Origin of the sequence: Sphingomonas sp. CL5.1 (assembly GCF_013344685.1) — a bacterium.
Classification (GTDB): Bacteria; Pseudomonadota; Alphaproteobacteria; order Sphingomonadales; family Sphingomonadaceae; genus Sphingomonas.
Window position 1 is genome coordinate 3,639,003 of the sequence record NZ_CP050137.1, and the last position, 14,423, is coordinate 3,653,425.

17 protein-coding genes are annotated in these 14,423 nt (G+C 67.8%); 4 read left to right on the top strand and 13 right to left on the bottom strand.

Features of this window, described 5'->3' with window-relative positions:
• Positions 1-52 precede the first annotated feature (52 nt).
• Together F9288_RS17495 and F9288_RS17500 are read right to left on the bottom strand one after the other, a co-directional pair.
• Positions 53-694, bottom strand: a complete 642-nt coding sequence (locus F9288_RS17495; protein WP_174837965.1) for a sigma-70 family RNA polymerase sigma factor — start codon at positions 692-694, stop codon at positions 53-55.
• 301 nt (positions 695-995) lie between these two features.
• Positions 996-1,793, bottom strand: coding sequence for a response regulator (locus F9288_RS17500; protein WP_174837966.1), 798 nt, complete (start codon positions 1,791-1,793; stop codon positions 996-998).
• Between the two features lie 330 nt (positions 1,794-2,123).
• On the opposite strand from F9288_RS17500, the gene F9288_RS17505 reads away from it, so the two are divergent.
• The 3 genes from F9288_RS17505 (at position 2,124) to F9288_RS17515 (ending at position 4,194) form a co-directional block, all read left to right on the top strand.
• The gene (locus tag F9288_RS17505; protein ID WP_174837967.1) at positions 2,124-2,213 is read left to right on the top strand and encodes a NepR family anti-sigma factor; all 90 of its coding nucleotides are present in this window, start codon (positions 2,124-2,126) and stop codon (positions 2,211-2,213) included.
• Between the two features lie 14 nt (positions 2,214-2,227).
• Positions 2,228-3,820, top strand: a complete 1,593-nt coding sequence (locus F9288_RS17510; RefSeq protein ID WP_174837968.1) for a sensor histidine kinase — start codon at positions 2,228-2,230, stop codon at positions 3,818-3,820.
• A gap of 239 nt (positions 3,821-4,059) precedes the next feature.
• Complete coding sequence (locus tag F9288_RS17515) at positions 4,060-4,194, top strand: entericidin A/B family lipoprotein (RefSeq protein ID WP_174837969.1); 135 nt, start codon at positions 4,060-4,062, stop codon at positions 4,192-4,194.
• An 11-nt stretch (positions 4,195-4,205) separates the two neighbouring features.
• On the opposite strand, the gene tatC is transcribed toward F9288_RS17515, so the two are convergent.
• From tatC to F9288_RS17570, 11 genes are all read right to left on the bottom strand, one after another.
• Entirely contained in the window at positions 4,206-4,976 is a 771-nt protein-coding gene (gene tatC, locus F9288_RS17520) for a twin-arginine translocase subunit TatC (RefSeq protein ID WP_174837970.1), read from the bottom strand.
• Positions 4,973-5,359: a Sec-independent protein translocase protein TatB gene (gene tatB, locus F9288_RS17525; protein ID WP_174837971.1), complete on the bottom strand. Its 387-nt coding sequence runs from the start codon at positions 5,357-5,359 to the stop codon at positions 4,973-4,975. The genes tatC and tatB overlap by 4 nt, the downstream gene beginning before the upstream one ends.
• A 44-nt stretch (positions 5,360-5,403) precedes the next feature.
• Entirely contained in the window at positions 5,404-5,637 is a 234-nt protein-coding gene (locus F9288_RS17530) for a twin-arginine translocase TatA/TatE family subunit (protein ID WP_174837972.1), read from the bottom strand.
• Between the two features lie 30 nt (positions 5,638-5,667).
• Entirely contained in the window at positions 5,668-6,243 is a 576-nt protein-coding gene (gene scpB / locus F9288_RS17535) for an SMC-Scp complex subunit ScpB (protein WP_174837973.1), read from the bottom strand.
• Positions 6,240-6,971: a ScpA family protein gene (locus tag F9288_RS17540; protein WP_174837974.1), complete on the bottom strand. Its 732-nt coding sequence runs from the start codon at positions 6,969-6,971 to the stop codon at positions 6,240-6,242. The genes scpB and F9288_RS17540 overlap by 4 nt, the downstream gene beginning before the upstream one ends.
• Positions 6,972-7,075: 104 nt before the next feature.
• Entirely contained in the window at positions 7,076-8,083 is a 1,008-nt protein-coding gene (gene nagZ, locus F9288_RS17545) for a beta-N-acetylhexosaminidase (RefSeq protein ID WP_174837975.1), read from the bottom strand.
• Between the two features lie 42 nt (positions 8,084-8,125).
• Complete coding sequence (locus F9288_RS17550) at positions 8,126-8,866, bottom strand: SPOR domain-containing protein (protein ID WP_174837976.1); 741 nt, start codon at positions 8,864-8,866, stop codon at positions 8,126-8,128.
• 3 nt (positions 8,867-8,869) lie between these two features.
• Positions 8,870-10,594, bottom strand: coding sequence for an arginine--tRNA ligase (gene argS, locus F9288_RS17555; protein ID WP_174837977.1), 1,725 nt, complete (start codon positions 10,592-10,594; stop codon positions 8,870-8,872).
• 90 nt (positions 10,595-10,684) lie between these two features.
• Entirely contained in the window at positions 10,685-11,479 is a 795-nt protein-coding gene (locus F9288_RS17560) for a LysR family transcriptional regulator (protein ID WP_174837978.1), read from the bottom strand.
• Positions 11,476-11,874 (bottom strand): Co2+/Mg2+ efflux protein ApaG, encoded by a 399-nt coding sequence (gene apaG / locus F9288_RS17565; RefSeq protein WP_174837979.1) that lies wholly within the window; start codon positions 11,872-11,874, stop codon positions 11,476-11,478. The genes F9288_RS17560 and apaG overlap by 4 nt, the downstream gene beginning before the upstream one ends.
• Complete coding sequence (locus F9288_RS17570) at positions 11,871-13,079, bottom strand: PLP-dependent aspartate aminotransferase family protein (RefSeq protein ID WP_174837980.1); 1,209 nt, start codon at positions 13,077-13,079, stop codon at positions 11,871-11,873. Before F9288_RS17570 ends, apaG begins: the two co-directional genes overlap by 4 nt.
• Before the next feature lie 85 nt (positions 13,080-13,164).
• Here F9288_RS17570 and F9288_RS17575 point away from each other — a divergent pair, with 85 nt between their 5' ends.
• Entirely contained in the window at positions 13,165-14,418 is a 1,254-nt protein-coding gene (locus F9288_RS17575; protein ID WP_174837981.1) for a glycosyltransferase family 39 protein, read from the top strand.
• Positions 14,419-14,423: the final 5 nt, after the last annotated feature.

The following is a 14,423-nucleotide window of genomic DNA, read 5'->3' on the forward strand; positions in this document are numbered from 1 at the left end:
TGACGCGATAGGCGACCTGCTCATGCAACTGGAGCGAATCGCCTGACCGCGATCAGCGGTCGCGGCTGAGTTCGTCCACCTCGTGCATGATGGCGTCCAGCGTCGATCCGCCACTTTCGCCCTTGTGCCCGGTGCGCGAGGTCATCTCGTTGCCGCTCATAAGCGCCTCAAGCGCGACCCGGCCGCGCGCGACGCGGCTCTTGATCGTGCCGACCGCCACGCCGCAGATTTCCGCCGCCTCCTCATAGGCGAAGCCGCCGGCGCCGACGAGGATCAGCGCCTCGCGCTGCGGCTGCGGCAGGTGCATCAGGGCGCGCTGCATGTCGGCCAGTTCGACGTGCTTGTCCTGTCCGGCGGGCGCGGCGAGCAGCCGGTCGGCGACCAGATCGTCCCACTCGCCCTTGAAGCGCGCGCGGCGCATCTGGGAGAGATAGAGGTTGCGCAGGATGATGAACGTCCAGGCGCGCATGTTCGTGCCCGCCTGGAACCGCTTGCGCGCGGCCCACGCCTTCAGCAGCGTCTCCTGCACCAGATCGTCGGCGAGGTCGCGATTGCCGGAAAGCGAGCGCCCGAAGGCGCGGAGGTGCGGAATCACCTGCGCAAGCTGCGCCTTGAACTCGGGATCGGGGAGCGCCGTGTGCCCGGCCGGCAATTCGGCGCCCGCACCATCTTTACGCGATGGATCATGCGTCATGCTGTCGCGATCATTCCCCGGCCTCGGCCGGATAGCAGCCCGGCCAGTTTCAACAAGATACGGCTTATGAACGGGTTTTTCCACCCGCGTCGAAGCTGCGCTTCCGGTGCCGCCTAGAGTCGCGCAAGCACGAGGATCGCGAAGATCGCCACCACGAGGATGAGCGAAAAACCGAGGATATACCGCGTCATATGCGGTGTGGCCCCGGCCCTTGCCTCCTCCGTGCTGCGATGAATCTGTTCATGTTCGTCTGTCATTCCACCCCAACGAACAAGAACCGTTTTGGCTCCGTATCAACCGTTCAGCCCGCCGGCACGGTCGCCTGATCGAAGAACAGGGCCTGGCTGATCGCCGCCTTCACCGTCGAGCGCTGGAACGGCTTGGTGATGAGGAAGGTCGGCTCGGGACGCTCGCCGGTGAGCAGCCGTTCCGGGAAGGCGGTGATGAAGATCACCGGCACGCGGAACTCGGCGAGGATATCCTTCACCGCGTCGATGCCGGAGCTGTCGTCGGCAAGCTGGATGTCGGCCAGCACCAGTCCGGGGCGATCCTCCATCGCCAGCGCCACCGCCTCGTCGCGCGTCACCGCCACGCCGGTCACGTCATGGCCGAGGTCGCGGACGATCGTCTCGACGTCCATCGCGATGATCGGCTCATCCTCGATGATCAGCACGCGCGCGCGCGTCTGCTTCTCGATCTCGGCCATCGCCTCTTCGACCAGTTCCTCCACCTTGTCGGCGGAAACCCCGATCAGATAGGCCGTGTCCTCCGGCGTGAAGCCCTCCATCGCGGTGAGCAGCAGCGCCTGCCGCGACAGCGGCGTCATCCGCGCCAGCCGCGCGCGCGCCACCATCTCCTGCTCGTCAGCGTCGCCCGGATCGCGCGAATCATCGATATTCGACGACGACCAGATCACCTGGAACGTGCGGTACAGCCCGAGTCGCGGATCGACGTCGCGCGGGAATTCCTCCGGCGCCGCGACGATCGCCTCCAGCGTGGCACGGACATATTTATCGCCCTGCGACTGGCTGCCCGTGAGCGCGCGGCCATAGCGCCGGAGAAAGGGAAGATGCGGCGCGAGCTGTTGACCGAGCGACATGGGCAATGAATTCTCCGTACCAGACGAGGAAGGTTCAGGCGCCTCCCCCAACGATTTCAAACGCTTTAACCCGGCAACGCATTTCCGGCACGGCAACTTTGCACCCGCCCGACGATTTTGTCGCCGGTGGTGGAACCAACGAGCGTCTCTTTGGTTTCATTGATCTCCCCGGTTGCCATGAGCGACGGGGGCCTTGCGGTTTTTGCCAACCGCGTCTTTTAGGTATCCCGTGCGGTCGGGCGTTTCCGGGGGCAGGTGTTGAATTCGGGCGATCAGGCAACGAAACCGGATCGGAAGAAAGGCGCGACGAGGCCGGCGAAGGATCGCGACATGGGGTCTGCGTTGCGTTCGATCTATCAGAAGACGATAGAGGAAGACATTCCCGACGAGATGCTGACGCTGCTCGGGAAGCTGGATTAGGCGCGCCTGGCGAAATGGCTGGGAAAGTCGAACGTCCCGGCTCCGCATCCGCGCTGGCGGCGAGCTTCATCGTGCGCTGGCCGACCGGAGCCAAGCTGCTCCTGATCCTCAGCATCGCGCTGCTGCCGCTGGCGATCATCGCCGTGTTCGCGACGCTACAGACCACCCGCAACGCCGATACCGAGGCGCGCGCCGACCTGCGCCTCGCCTCCACCGAGAGCAGCCGGGCGATGACGATCGAACTGATCGGCGACATGACGGCGTTGCGCAGCACCGTCAACGCGCTGGCGGGCGACGCGCAGGATGCGCCGAGCTGCGCACGCGCCAAGGGCGTGTTCGCGCAGCAATCGGCCAGCGGCACGCTATTCGTGATCTTCAACCGACAGGGCAAGGTGTTGTGCGGCACGCCGTTTCCCGGCGCCCGGCGCGTCGCGATGCTGGCGAAGGGCGCGGCGGTGAACGCCCGTATCCAGCCGGCGCATGGGTTGTCGCTGGGCGTGGCGGCGGATCGGCGCGGCATGTTCGGCGCCGCTTTCTTCCCCACCGGCTTCCTCGCCGGCATCAGCCACCCCAGCGCCTTCGCGCACCGCTATGAGCTGACGCTGATCCAGGACAAGCGGCGCCTGACCATCGACGGCCTGCCGCGCGAATCGGCGCTGGAGCGGCGCACCACCAACCGCACCGATCTCGGCATCGCCGATCTCGCGCTGGAAATGCAGGTGCGCAGCACGCCGATCACCTCGTCGCTGGTGATCGCGCTGTTGCTGCCGCTGCTGATGTGGGCGGCGGCGGCGATCGTGTCGTGGTTCGTCGTCGATCGGCTGCTGGTGCGGCCGTTGCGGGAACTGCGCGCCAACATGGCCGCGCTGACGCCGGGCGAGGAGCCAGACCCGGCGCTGCTTCGCGCGCTGCCGGCGCAGGAGATCCGCGAGCTGGGCGACACCTTCCGCGCGCTCACCCGCACCGTTGCGCTGCACGAGGCGGGGCTGGCCGAAGGGCTGGTGCGCCAGACGCGGCTGACGCGCGAGGTGCATCATCGCGTCAAGAACAACCTTCAGGTCATCTCCAGCCTCATTAACCTGCATGCCCGCAGCGCGCGGACGCCGGACGCGTCGCAGGCCTATGCCTCGATCCAGCGCCGCGTCGATGCGCTGGCGGTGGTCCACCGCAACCATTTCGCGGAAATGGAGGAGAATCGCGGCCTCGGTCTGCGTCCCGTCATCAGCGAGCTTGCCACCAACATCCGCGCGACCGCGCCGGAGGGCAGCAAGCTCGGTATCGCGCTGGACCTCGATCCCTATTTCGTCAGCCAGGATATCGCCGTTCCCGTCGCCTTCCTGGTGACGGAACTGGTGGAACTGGCTCTGTCCTGCGACCCGCAGGCGCAGCTTCGCATCTCGCTCAAGCCGGCGCCGGGGCTGGAGGATCGCGCGATCCTGCGCGTCTCGTCATCCGCGCTGGGCGAAAGCGAGGCGCTCGGCACGCGCCTCCGCGAGCGTTACGGGCGGGTGATCGAGGACCTGTCCCGCCAGCTCCGTGCGCCGATGGACTATGATCCGGCCAAGGGCAGCTACGCGATCTCGATCGCGGTGGTGGGGCGGGAATGACAAAATGCGTTGCGGCACCGAACGCATTTTTTTCGCGACGAACGGAACCCGCCCCGTGGCGGATCGTTGAAAGACCCGGATAGCGAATTTTTGCCCCCCCGCTCTCGCTATCCAAGTCACAGGCCCGAAAGTGTCGTCCCCTCCCCCCCGGTGACGCTTTCGGGCCTTAACCTTTTTCAGCGCCGGCGGGTTTGCACTTCGCGATGAAATCGACCATTCCGGCCGGAGGAGGCCGCACCATGCGCAAGATTCTGGGAATGACGACGATCGCCGCCGCACTGCTGGTCGCGGGCTGCAACACGATCTCCGGGGTGGGCCGGGACGTTTCGTCCGTCGGCAAGACCGTTTCGAAGACGGCCGACAGCGCGAAGTAGCCGTCCGGCGATCACTCGCCGGCCACCACCTCCGTATCGGTTTCCCGCGCGCGGGCGCGCTCGGTGAACCAGATGCCGATCAGCGCCAGTTCGTAGAGCAGGCACAAGGGAATCGCGAGCAGGAGTTGCGAGCCGACGTCGGGCGGCGTCAGCACGGCGGCGATGGCGAAGGCCGCGACGATCGCATATCGGCGTGCGCCCTTGAGCTGCTGGCGCGTCACGATGCCGGCGCGTTCCAGCAGCATCAGCAGCACCGGCAGCAGGAAGGCGATGCCGAAGCCGAACAGGAATTGCATGACGAAGGACAGATAATTGCCGATCGCCGGCAATGCCTCCTGCGTCACCCCGCCGATATTGCCCTGAAAGCTCAGCAGGAAGTGAAGCGCCATCGGCACGGCGATGAAATAGGCCATCGACGCCCCGATCGCGAACAGCACCGGCGTCGCCAGCAGGAACGGCAGCAGCGCGCGCTTCTCCTTGCGATACAGCCCCGGCGCGATGAACTGCCATAACTGATTGGCGATCACCGGGAAGGAGACCATCGCCGCCGCGAAAAAGGCGACCTTCACCTTGACGAAGAACGCCTCGAATATCTGCGTGTAGATCAGCCGGGTCTGCCCCGCCTGCAACAGCGGGCGGACGAGGACCGCGAAAATGTCTTCCGCGAAATAATAGCAGACGAAGAAGGCGACGATCAGCGCCGCGATGCAATAGAGCAGCCGTCGGCGCAGCTCGAGCAGATGCTCGAGCAACGGAGCCTTGGTGTCGTCGATATCCTTCATGGCGCCGGCTTTTCCACAGCCGCCGTATCGGCATCGGTCGGAGAGGTTTCCGGCGCCGGCGCGACGACCGGCTTCTCGACCATTACCGGCGGGCCATCCTCGTCATCGGCGGGCGTGGGCGCATGCTCGATCGTTTCGGGAGGCGTGGGCGGGTGCATGCGCATGATCCGCTCATTCTCCTCCTTCCACTTCTTTTCCATCTCGGCGAGTTCGGCCTCGCGGATCATCTCGTCGAAGCCGGCGCGGAACTGGCGCGCGACCGAGCGTGCGCGGCCGACCCAATAGCCGAGCACGCGCATGGCCTTGGGCAAGTCCTTCGGCCCGATGACGACCAGCGCCACCAGGGCGACGACCGCCCATTCGGAGAAGTTGAAATCAAGCATGATCGGGCCGGCAGCGCGGGCGGGTCAGCGAGCGCGGCAGGCGATCAGTGCGCCTTCTCGTCCTGGATGATCGTCTCCGCCGGGCGCACCGGCTGCTGCGCCTCGATGCGCGGCGCCGGCTTGGCGGGAACGTCTTCGTCCTCCTCCGCCATGCCCTTCTTGAAGTTCTTCACGCCCTTGGCGACGTCCCCCATCAGGTTCGAGAAGCGCCCGCCTCCCAACAGAAGGATGGCTATGATGGCGACGACGATCCAATGCAGCGGGCCAAACGTGCCCATGACAACTCTCCTGAGAAGCGAACCGCCTATCTAGTCGTCCTCGTCGTCCTTTTCCACCGCGAGTTGATCGAACGCCAAATCAACCGGATCGAGCAGGCCGGCCGCCCTCAGATCGTCGATGCCGGGCAGGTCTCGGCGGCTCTCGAGGCCGAAATGATCGAGGAAGCCCGGCGTGGTCGCGAACATCAGCGGCCGCCCAGGCACCTCGCGCCGCCCGGCGGGGCGCACCCAACCCGCTTCCATCAGCACGTCGAGCGTGCCCTTGGATATCTGCACGCCGCGGATCGCCTCGATCTCCGCGCGCGTCACCGGCTCATGATAGGCGATGATCGCCAGCGTCTCGATCCCCGCGCGGGAGAGCTTGCGCGCCTCCTCGCGATCACGGCGCAAGAGGTGGGCGAGATCGGGCGCGGTCTCGAAATGCCAGCGATCGGCGCGCTGGACGAGGTTGATCCCGCGCCCGGCATAATCCGCCGCCAGCGCGGCGAGCGCGCTTTTCACGTCGCCCTCGCCGACATGCGCGCGGATCGCCTCCGCCGTCATCGGCTCGGTCGCGGCGAACAGCACCGCCTCGACCGCCCGGACGAGATCATCGGGCGGGTTCATGCCGGCGCCCGCAGATAGAGCGGTGCGAACGGCGATTTCTGGGCCAGTTCCACCCGCCCCTGCCGCGCCAGTTCCAGCGCGGCGAGGAAGCTCGACGCCAGCGCCGACTTGCGGAACGTGCCCGACGCGCCCTCCGGCAGGAAGCGCTCGATCGCGGCCCATTCGATCGCCGTGCCGATCAGCGCCGAGACGCGCTCGATGGCGGATTCGAGCGTCATCACCTGCCGGTCATGGACGACGTGCATCACCGGGCGGGTGCGCGCGGAGATGCGGCCGTATGCGGCGATCAGGTCGTAGATCTCGGCCGTCCAGCGCGCCTTGCGCACGGTGCGCAACCCCTCCGGCGCGGCGCGGAGGAACACGTCGCGGCCGAGCCGGTCCCGCGCCATCAGCCGCGCGCCCGCCTCGCGCATCGCATTGAGCCGTTCGAGGCGGAGTTGCAGCCGCAGCGCCAGTTCCTCGGGGCTGGGCTCCACCTCGGGATCGCGCGGCAGCAGTAGGCCGGATTTGAGATAGGCGAGCCACGCCGCCATCACGAGATAATCCGCCGCCAGCTCCAGCCGCAGCGAGCGGGCCTGATCGATGAAGGCGAGATATTGCTCGACCAGCGCGAGGATCGAAATCTGCTTCAGATCGACCTTCTGCGACCGCGCGAGCGCGAGCAGCAGGTCGAGCGGCCCCTCCCATCCGTCGAGATCGAGCGTCAGCGTGTCGGCGTCGTCGGTCAACGCGGGGCTTCGGGGCGAAGGGACAAGGCCATCGCCTTATGCTGGCAGAACCATGGGGCCTTAGACAAGCACGGTCCGGGAACGATTTTCATACGGCGAGATTCTCAGCCCTCGGCCACCGCCAGCAAGGCGTCGCGCTTCGCGATCAACGCGGCGAGGTCGCCTTTCGCCGGGGCGGCGCTCGGCATCGCGCGATCGAGGCGTGCGCGAGAGATGGCGGAAATATCCTCCAGCCGCCCGGCGATCTCGACCATCTCGTCCATCCGCGCCCAGCAATCGAGCACCAGATCGCATCCGGCCGCGATCGCCCCGGCGGCTTTCTCCCCGGCGGTGCCGGATAGCGCCTTCATGTCGACATCGTCGGTCATCAGCAGGCCGTCGAAGCCGATGCGGCGGCGAATCACGTCCCCGATCACGACCGGCGAGAGCGTCGCGGGGCGTTCGCGGTCCCATGCCTCGAACACGATATGGCTGGTCATCCCCATCGGCGCGCCGGCCAGCGCGCGGAACGGCGCCAGGTCTTCCTCCAACTCGGCGTCGGATGCGGTGACGGTGGGAAGATGATGATGCGAATCGACGATCGCCCGGCCGTGCCCCGGCATGTGCTTGACCACGCCTACCACTCCCGCCGCCGCCAGCCCCTCCAGCGTCGCCCGCCCCATCGCCGCGACGCGCTTCGGCTCATGGCCATAGGCGCGCGAGGCTATCGCCTCGGTCGTCCCTTCACGCGCGATGTCGAGCAGCGGGAGGCAATCGACCGTGATTCCGACCTCCGCCAGCACCAACCCGATCGCCTGGGCATTGGCGCGCGCCGCTTCGATCGCGGACATCGGCGCGCGCTCATATAGTGCGTCGAACGCGGGGCCGGCGGGAAAGGCGGGCCATTCCGGCGGCCCGAGCCGCGCGACCCGCCCGCCCTCCTGATCGACGAGGATCGCGACGTCATCGCGCCCCTCCAGTTCACGCAGCGAATCGGTCAGCGCACGAAGCTGGGCGCGATCGGCGACGTTGCGCTTGAAGAGGATGTAGCCGGCCGGGCGCGCCTCGCGGAAGAAAGCACGCTCGTCATCGCTGAGAACCGGGCCGGCGAGGCCGAAGATCACTGGCTTCATGCCGCCGCGATACCGCCCCCGCCCGCGCCGGGAAAGCGCCGATCAGCCGCCCGTGACGAAGCAGCGCTCGCCCGCCACCTTGAGCCGGCCGCAGATATCCGCCGCCGCGTCCGCGCTGCCCGCGTTGACGCGCAGGCGATAGACCTTCCTGCCGTTGACCTCGGCGGCCTGCACCGATTTGCCCAGGGTCGCGAGATAGCTGAACCTCTTGGCCAGCGCGCTCCACGCCGCATTCGCCACCGCCTCGCTCGGGAAGGCGCCGAGCTGGACGAGCGCGCCGCCCGATCCCGCGCCCGGCACCGGCGCGCGCGGCGCGGAAACCGGCTCGGCGGCTGTCAGCTTCGGCGCGGAACGGGGCACCTCGGCCGCGACGGTGCGGCCGCCGGCGGTCGGCGCGGAGGTCGGCTTGCCGGCGGTGCGGCGGCCGTCGATCGGCGCTTCGGGCACGGCGGTGAGGTCGATCGCGGCGGACGAATTGGCGCCCGCGCTGGCGGCGATGGCCGAATCGCCCTCTCCGCTTACCTTCAGCCCGCCCGGCTCCTCCGGCTTGACCTTGTAGTCGCCAGCCGGCGCCTTGATCAGCGCGCCGTTGCCGTCCGTGGAAGCCGGGTGGCGCTGCATCTTGTAGACGCCGAAGATCACCCCCGCGAGGAGCAGCAGCCCCAGGATCACCCAGGCGACGGTGCGCAGCAGGCCGGGCTCTTCCTCTTCCTCCGGCTCCGCCGATTCCAGCCAGGGCAATCGATCGAGGTTGCCCAGATCAATCTCGTCCAAGCCCGTCATGGCTCACATCTCCGTGACCGCTTCCACCCCCATGATGGATAACCCGTTCCGGATAATTTGCGCGCACCCGTCCGCCAAGAGCAGACGCGCCGCGCTCGACGCCGAATCTTCAGGGACGAGGAAGCGGCGATCCGTGCGATCGTTGCCGACATTCCATAGCGAGTGAAAAGCAGCCGCCAAATCATATAGATAAAAGGCAATACGGTGCGGCTCACGCGCGGCGGCGGCGGTTTCCACGACGCGCGGGAATTGCGCGGCGAGCTTCACCAGCGCCAGTTCCTCCGTATCAAGACGGGACAGATCGGGGCTGGTCGCGTCAATTCCCGCCTCCGCCGCGCGGCGATGCAGCGAGGCGGTGCGGGCATGGGCGTACTGGACGTAGAAGACGGGATTGTCCTTCGACGCCTCGACCACCCTGGCGAAGTCGAAATCCATCTGGGCATCGGCGCGGCGGGTGAGCATGGTGAAGCGCACCACGTCCTTGCCCACCTCGCGCACCACGTCCGCCAGCGTGACGAAATTGCCGGCGCGCTTCGACATCTTCACCGGCTCGCCGCCACGCATCAGGCGAACCATCTGGACGAGCTTCACGTCGAAACGGGTACGCCCCTCGGTCAGCGCGGCCACGGCGGCGGTGATGCGCTTCACCGTGCCGGCATGGTCCGCGCCCCAGATGTCGATCAGCTCGTCGGCGCTCTCCGCCTTCTGGAAATGATAGGCGAGGTCGGCGCCGAAATAGGTCCAGCTTCCGTTCGACTTCCTGATCGGGCGATCCTGATCGTCACCGAACTTCGTGGAGCGGAACAGCGGCAGCTCCACCGGCTCCCAATCGTCCGGCACCTCGCCCTTGGGCGCGTCGAGCACACCGTCATAGACGAGATCGCGCGCGCGCAGCCATTTCTCGGCCGCCTCGGGCTTGCCCGCCGCCTGCAACTCCGCCTCCGAGGCGAACACCGCATGGTGGATGCCGAGCAATGCGAGATCGGCCTTGATCAGCGCCATCATCGCCGCAACCGCGCGGGTGCGGAACAGCACCAGCCATTCGCTTTCCGGCGCCTTCGCGTAGCGGTCGCCAAACTCGTCCGCCAGCGAGCGGCCCACCGGAACAAGATAGTCGCCGGGATAGAGGCCCTCGGGAATCCCGCCCACATCCTCGCCCAGCGCCTCGCGGTAGCGCAGATGCGCCGAGCGGGCGAGCACATCGACCTGCCCGCCGGCGTCGTTGACATAATATTCGCGCGTCACGTCATAGCCGGCGAACTCCAGCAGCGCGGCGAGCGCATCGCCCACCACCGCGCCACGGCAATGCCCCATGTGCATCGGCCCGGTCGGATTGGCGGAGACATATTCGACATTGACGCGCACGCCACGCCCGCGACTCGACCGGCCGTAATCGCCGCCGGCGTCGCGGATCGCGGAAAGCTCGGCGCGCCAGGTATCGTCGGTGAGGCGCATGTTGATGAAGCCGGGGCCGGCGATCTCGACCGCCGCCACCTCGTCCAGCCGGCGCAACTCCTCGGCGATCTGCTCGGCGAGCGCGCGCGGATTGGCCCTGGCGGCCTTGGCGAGCACCATCGCGGCATTGGTGGCGAGATCGCCGTGGCTCGCGTCGCGCGGCGGCTCGACCGTCACATTGCGGCGATCGAGATCGGCCGGCAGCGAGCCGGCGGCGGCCAAGGCGTCGAGCGCCGCATCGACATGCGCGGCAAAGCGGGAATAAAGTGTCATGGTTTCCGTTCAGGTGCCGGGAATGGGCGCGCGATAGACCAAGGCGGCGCGCGCTTCAAATCCGGGGCATGGAAAGGGCTTGAACCCGCCTCACGCCGTCAGCGCGTCGACCAGCGCCTGCACCTTCTTCTGCCGCCATTGCGGCAGCGGGGCGACCAGCCAATAGCCGAGCCGCGAGAGCCTTGCCTCGCCGACGCGCACGACGCGGCCCGCCGCCAGATCGCGCGCGGCGAGCAACTCCGGCACGGTCGCGCGGCCCAGCCCCTCGGCGGCGGCATCGATCGCGAGGCCGGCATCGGCCACGCGGACGGGCGACGACGCATCCTCCGCGCCGCAGCCGGGCCAGCCGATCCGCACGTCGCTCGCCGCGCCGCCCGGCCGCGCGACGGTGATCATCCCCTCGCTCTCCAGCGCCTCGCCCTCGTGCGTGCCCGGCCCCTCGCCCCAGCGGATCGCGAGATCGAGGTTGGCTTCGGTGAAATCGACCACATCGTCCGCCGCGACGAGGATGAAGCGCATTTCGCCATCCGCCCGCGCGATCTCGGCGAGGCGCGGCATCAGCCATTTCTGCGTCACATCGCGCGGCGCGGCGATGGTGAGCGACTTGGAGGACTGGCCCGCCTGCATCGCGCGCACCGAATCCTCGAAATGGAGGAAGCCGTCGCGCAGCGCCGCCAGCCCGGCCTCGCCCTCCGGCGTCAGCTCAAGCCCCTTGGTGGTGCGGCGGAACAGCACGACGCCGAGCGTATCCTCCAGCGCGCGGATCTGCTGGCCGACCGCCGCCGGCGTCACCGCCAGCTCGTCCGCCGCGCGGGTGAAGGACAGGTGCCGCGCCGCCGCATCGAGCACGCGCAGGCCATTGAGCGGCAGATGCGTGCGCTTCATGCCCCCACCGCCGGCGCGAGCAGCGCGAATTTGGGGATCGTGACATCGAACGTCGCGCCATCCTCCCCCACCATGCGATAGCTGCCCCGCATCGAGCCGGACGAGGTGGCGAGCGGGCAGCCGGAGACGTAGTCGTAGCTGCCGCCCGGCGCGATCACCGGCTTCTCGCCGACCACGCCCTCGCCCTCCACGGAATGCTGCGCGCCGCGCGCGTCGGTGATGATCCAGTGGCGCGTGAGAAGCTGGACAATCCGCTCGCCGCCGTTCTCGATGCGGATGTGATAGGCCCAGAACCAGCGCCCGCGCGCCGGCTCCGACTGCTCCGGCAGATAGCTGACGGCGACGCGCACCGTCACGCCGCGCGTGGTTTCGTCGTAGGGGAAGAGCGCCTTCACAACCCCGCCACGCGAAGCGCCTGATCGAGATCCTCGATCAGGTCGTCCGCGTCCTCCAGCCCGACATTGAAACGCAGCATCCCGTCGGTGACGCCCATCTCCAGCCTTTTGTCCTCGGCGACCGAATGATGCGTCGTGGTGGCGGGATGGGTCATCAACGACCGCGAATCGCCGATATTGTTCGAGATGTCGATCAGTTGCAGCGCGTCGAGCAGCGCATGGGCCTGCCTGCGCCCGCCATCCACCTCGAACGCGAAGATCGGGCCGGCGGCATCCATCTGCGACATGGCGAGATTGTGCTGCGGGTGGCTCGGCAGGCCGGGATGCAGCACCTGCGGCACGCGGCCTTCCATGAAGCGCGCGACCTTCATCGCATTCTCCGACTGCTGGCGCGCGCGCAGGTCCAGCGTCTCCAGCCCCTTCAGCACCACCCAGGCGTTGAATGGCGACAACGTCGGCCCGGTGTTGCGGGTGAAGGCGAGCAAGGTGTTCTCGACGAAATCCTTCGTCCCGCACACCGCGCCGGCGAGGACGCGGCCCTGCCCGTCCATCAGCTTGGTCGCGGAATAGGCCGTCACGTCCGCGCCGAACTCCAGCGGGCGCTGGAGCGCGGGGGTGGCGAAGGCATTGTCGACCACCGAGGTGATCCCCCGCTCCCGCGCGATGCCGCACACGGCGCGCAGATCGACGATATCCATCGTCGGATTGGCCGGCGTCTCGAAGAAGAACACCTTGGTTTCGGGCCGCGCCGCGTCGGCGAATGCCTGCGGGTCACGCGCGTCGATCACCGTCGTCGCGATGCCGAACTTCGGCAACAGGGTATCGACCAGCCAGCGGCACGAGCCGAACGCCGCGCGGCCGGCGACGACGTGATCGCCCGCCTGGAGCTGGCACAACAGTACCGCCGTCATCGCCGCCATGCCGGATGCCATGGTGCGGCACGCCTCCGCCCCTTCGAGCAGCGCGATCCGCTCCTCCAGCATCTGCACCGTGGGGTTCTGGAGCCGGGAATAGGTCATCCCCTGCTGCTCGCCGGCAAAGCGCGCGGCGGCGTCGCCCGCGCAATCGTAAGTATAGCCGGAGGTGAGGAACAGCGCCTCGGACGTCTCGCCGAATTCCGATCGCATGGTGCCGCCACGGATCGCGCGGGTGGCAGGGCGCCAGTTGGTGGTGATCGAGCGGTCTTGTCCGGTGCGGCGTTTCATGGCTTGCCCTTTGCCCGCAAACCGCCATCCACCGCAAGCGCCGTGGGCTTGTCGGCGCGACGCGCGCGGCGCTACAGCGCGAGGGATGAGCGAGAGCATCCGGCGGACGGTCGACCCGTGGCTTCCCCGCAAGCCGCTGCCGGTGGCGATCCTGCTCGGCGCGGTGGCGGAGGCGCTGTTCCTCATCCGCGTCGGCATGCCGCACAAGATGGTGTTCGACGAAATCTATTACGTCCCGGCGGCACGCACCTTCCTTGCCCGGTCGCGCCTGCTCAACGTCGAGCATCCCCCGCTCGCCAAGGAATTGATCGCGCTGGGCATCCGTTTGCTGGGCGATTCGCCGCTTGGCTGGCGCTTCATGTCGACGCTGGCGGGCACGGCGACGGTGGTCGCGGTGTTCGCGATCGTCCAGTTGATGACCGGGCGGCTGCGCGCGGCGCTGATCGCGGGCGTGCTGGCGATCCTCAACTTCACCATCTTCGTGCAGGCGCGGATCGCCACGCTCGACGTGTTCATGGCCGCCTTCCTCACGGTCGCGATCGCGATGATCGCCTGGGCGATGAAAAGCGGCGGCTGGGGGAAGTGGATCGCGGCGAGCGTGCTGCTCGGCGCGGCGACGGCGTGCAAATGGGCGGCGGCGCCCTATGTCGCCTTCGCCGCGCTGGCGTTCGTGCTGCTGAAGCGCGGCGACCCGCGCCGCTGGCCGGGGCTGCGCCCGCTGCCGGCACTGGCGCTGCTCGGCATCGTCTCGATCGCGACCTATTTCGCGACCTTCCTGCCGATCTTCCATTTCTCCGCCGACCCGCTGACCTGGCAAGGGCTGCTGCCACTCCAGAAATACATGTACGAGCAGCAGGTGCAGGTGCTGCCGTCGCACATCTATCAATCGAGCTGGTGGTCGTGGCCGCTGCTGATCCGGCCGATCTGGTATCTCTACGAGCCAATCGAGGGCGCCCAGCGCGGCATATTGATGATCGGCAATCCGCTCATCATGTGGAGCGGGCTGGTCGCGGTGGCGGCGTGCCTGTGGGGCTGGCTCAAGTCGCGCAGCCCGCGCCTGCTCGCCGCCTTCGCCCTGTGGACGGCGAGCGTGGCGATCTTCGCGATCATCCCCAAGTCACTGGGATTCTATTATTATTACTACCCGTCCAGCATCTTCCTGGTGATCGCCATCGCCGCCGCCTTCGATCACTGGCGCGATCGGCTCGGGCGGTGGGACACGGGCTTCACGCTCGCGGCTTTGGTGCTGGCGCTGTATTTCTTCCCCGCGCTGTCGGCCCTGCCGCTCGACGGGCCGAAGGCGTTCCATCACTGGACCTGGCTGCCCTCGTGGGTGTGAGGCGA

Coding starts and splice junctions, on each gene's coding strand:
- F9288_RS17575 (WP_174837981.1), top strand. CDS start 13,165: ATGAGCGAGAGCATCCGGCGGACGGTCGACCCGTGGCTTCCCCGCAAG.
- tatC (WP_174837970.1), bottom strand. CDS start 4,976: ATGAAGGATATCGACGACACCAAGGCTCCGTTGCTCGAGCATCTGCTC.
- nagZ (WP_174837975.1), bottom strand. CDS start 8,083: ATGAAGCCAGTGATCTTCGGCCTCGCCGGCCCGGTTCTCAGCGATGAC.
- F9288_RS17500 (WP_174837966.1), bottom strand. CDS start 1,793: ATGTCGCTCGGTCAACAGCTCGCGCCGCATCTTCCCTTTCTCCGGCGC.
- F9288_RS17505 (WP_174837967.1), top strand. CDS start 2,124: ATGGGGTCTGCGTTGCGTTCGATCTATCAGAAGACGATAGAGGAAGAC.
- F9288_RS17570 (WP_174837980.1), bottom strand. CDS start 13,079: ATGAAACGCCGCACCGGACAAGACCGCTCGATCACCACCAACTGGCGC.
- F9288_RS17560 (WP_174837978.1), bottom strand. CDS start 11,479: ATGAAGCGCACGCATCTGCCGCTCAATGGCCTGCGCGTGCTCGATGCG.
- F9288_RS17530 (WP_174837972.1), bottom strand. CDS start 5,637: ATGGGCACGTTTGGCCCGCTGCATTGGATCGTCGTCGCCATCATAGCC.
- F9288_RS17515 (WP_174837969.1), top strand. CDS start 4,060: ATGCGCAAGATTCTGGGAATGACGACGATCGCCGCCGCACTGCTGGTC.
- F9288_RS17510 (WP_174837968.1), top strand. CDS start 2,228: ATGGCTGGGAAAGTCGAACGTCCCGGCTCCGCATCCGCGCTGGCGGCG.
- F9288_RS17550 (WP_174837976.1), bottom strand. CDS start 8,866: ATGACGGGCTTGGACGAGATTGATCTGGGCAACCTCGATCGATTGCCC.
- tatB (WP_174837971.1), bottom strand. CDS start 5,359: ATGCTTGATTTCAACTTCTCCGAATGGGCGGTCGTCGCCCTGGTGGCG.
- argS (WP_174837977.1), bottom strand. CDS start 10,594: ATGACACTTTATTCCCGCTTTGCCGCGCATGTCGATGCGGCGCTCGAC.
- scpB (WP_174837973.1), bottom strand. CDS start 6,243: ATGAACCCGCCCGATGATCTCGTCCGGGCGGTCGAGGCGGTGCTGTTC.
- F9288_RS17495 (WP_174837965.1), bottom strand. CDS start 694: ATGACGCATGATCCATCGCGTAAAGATGGTGCGGGCGCCGAATTGCCG.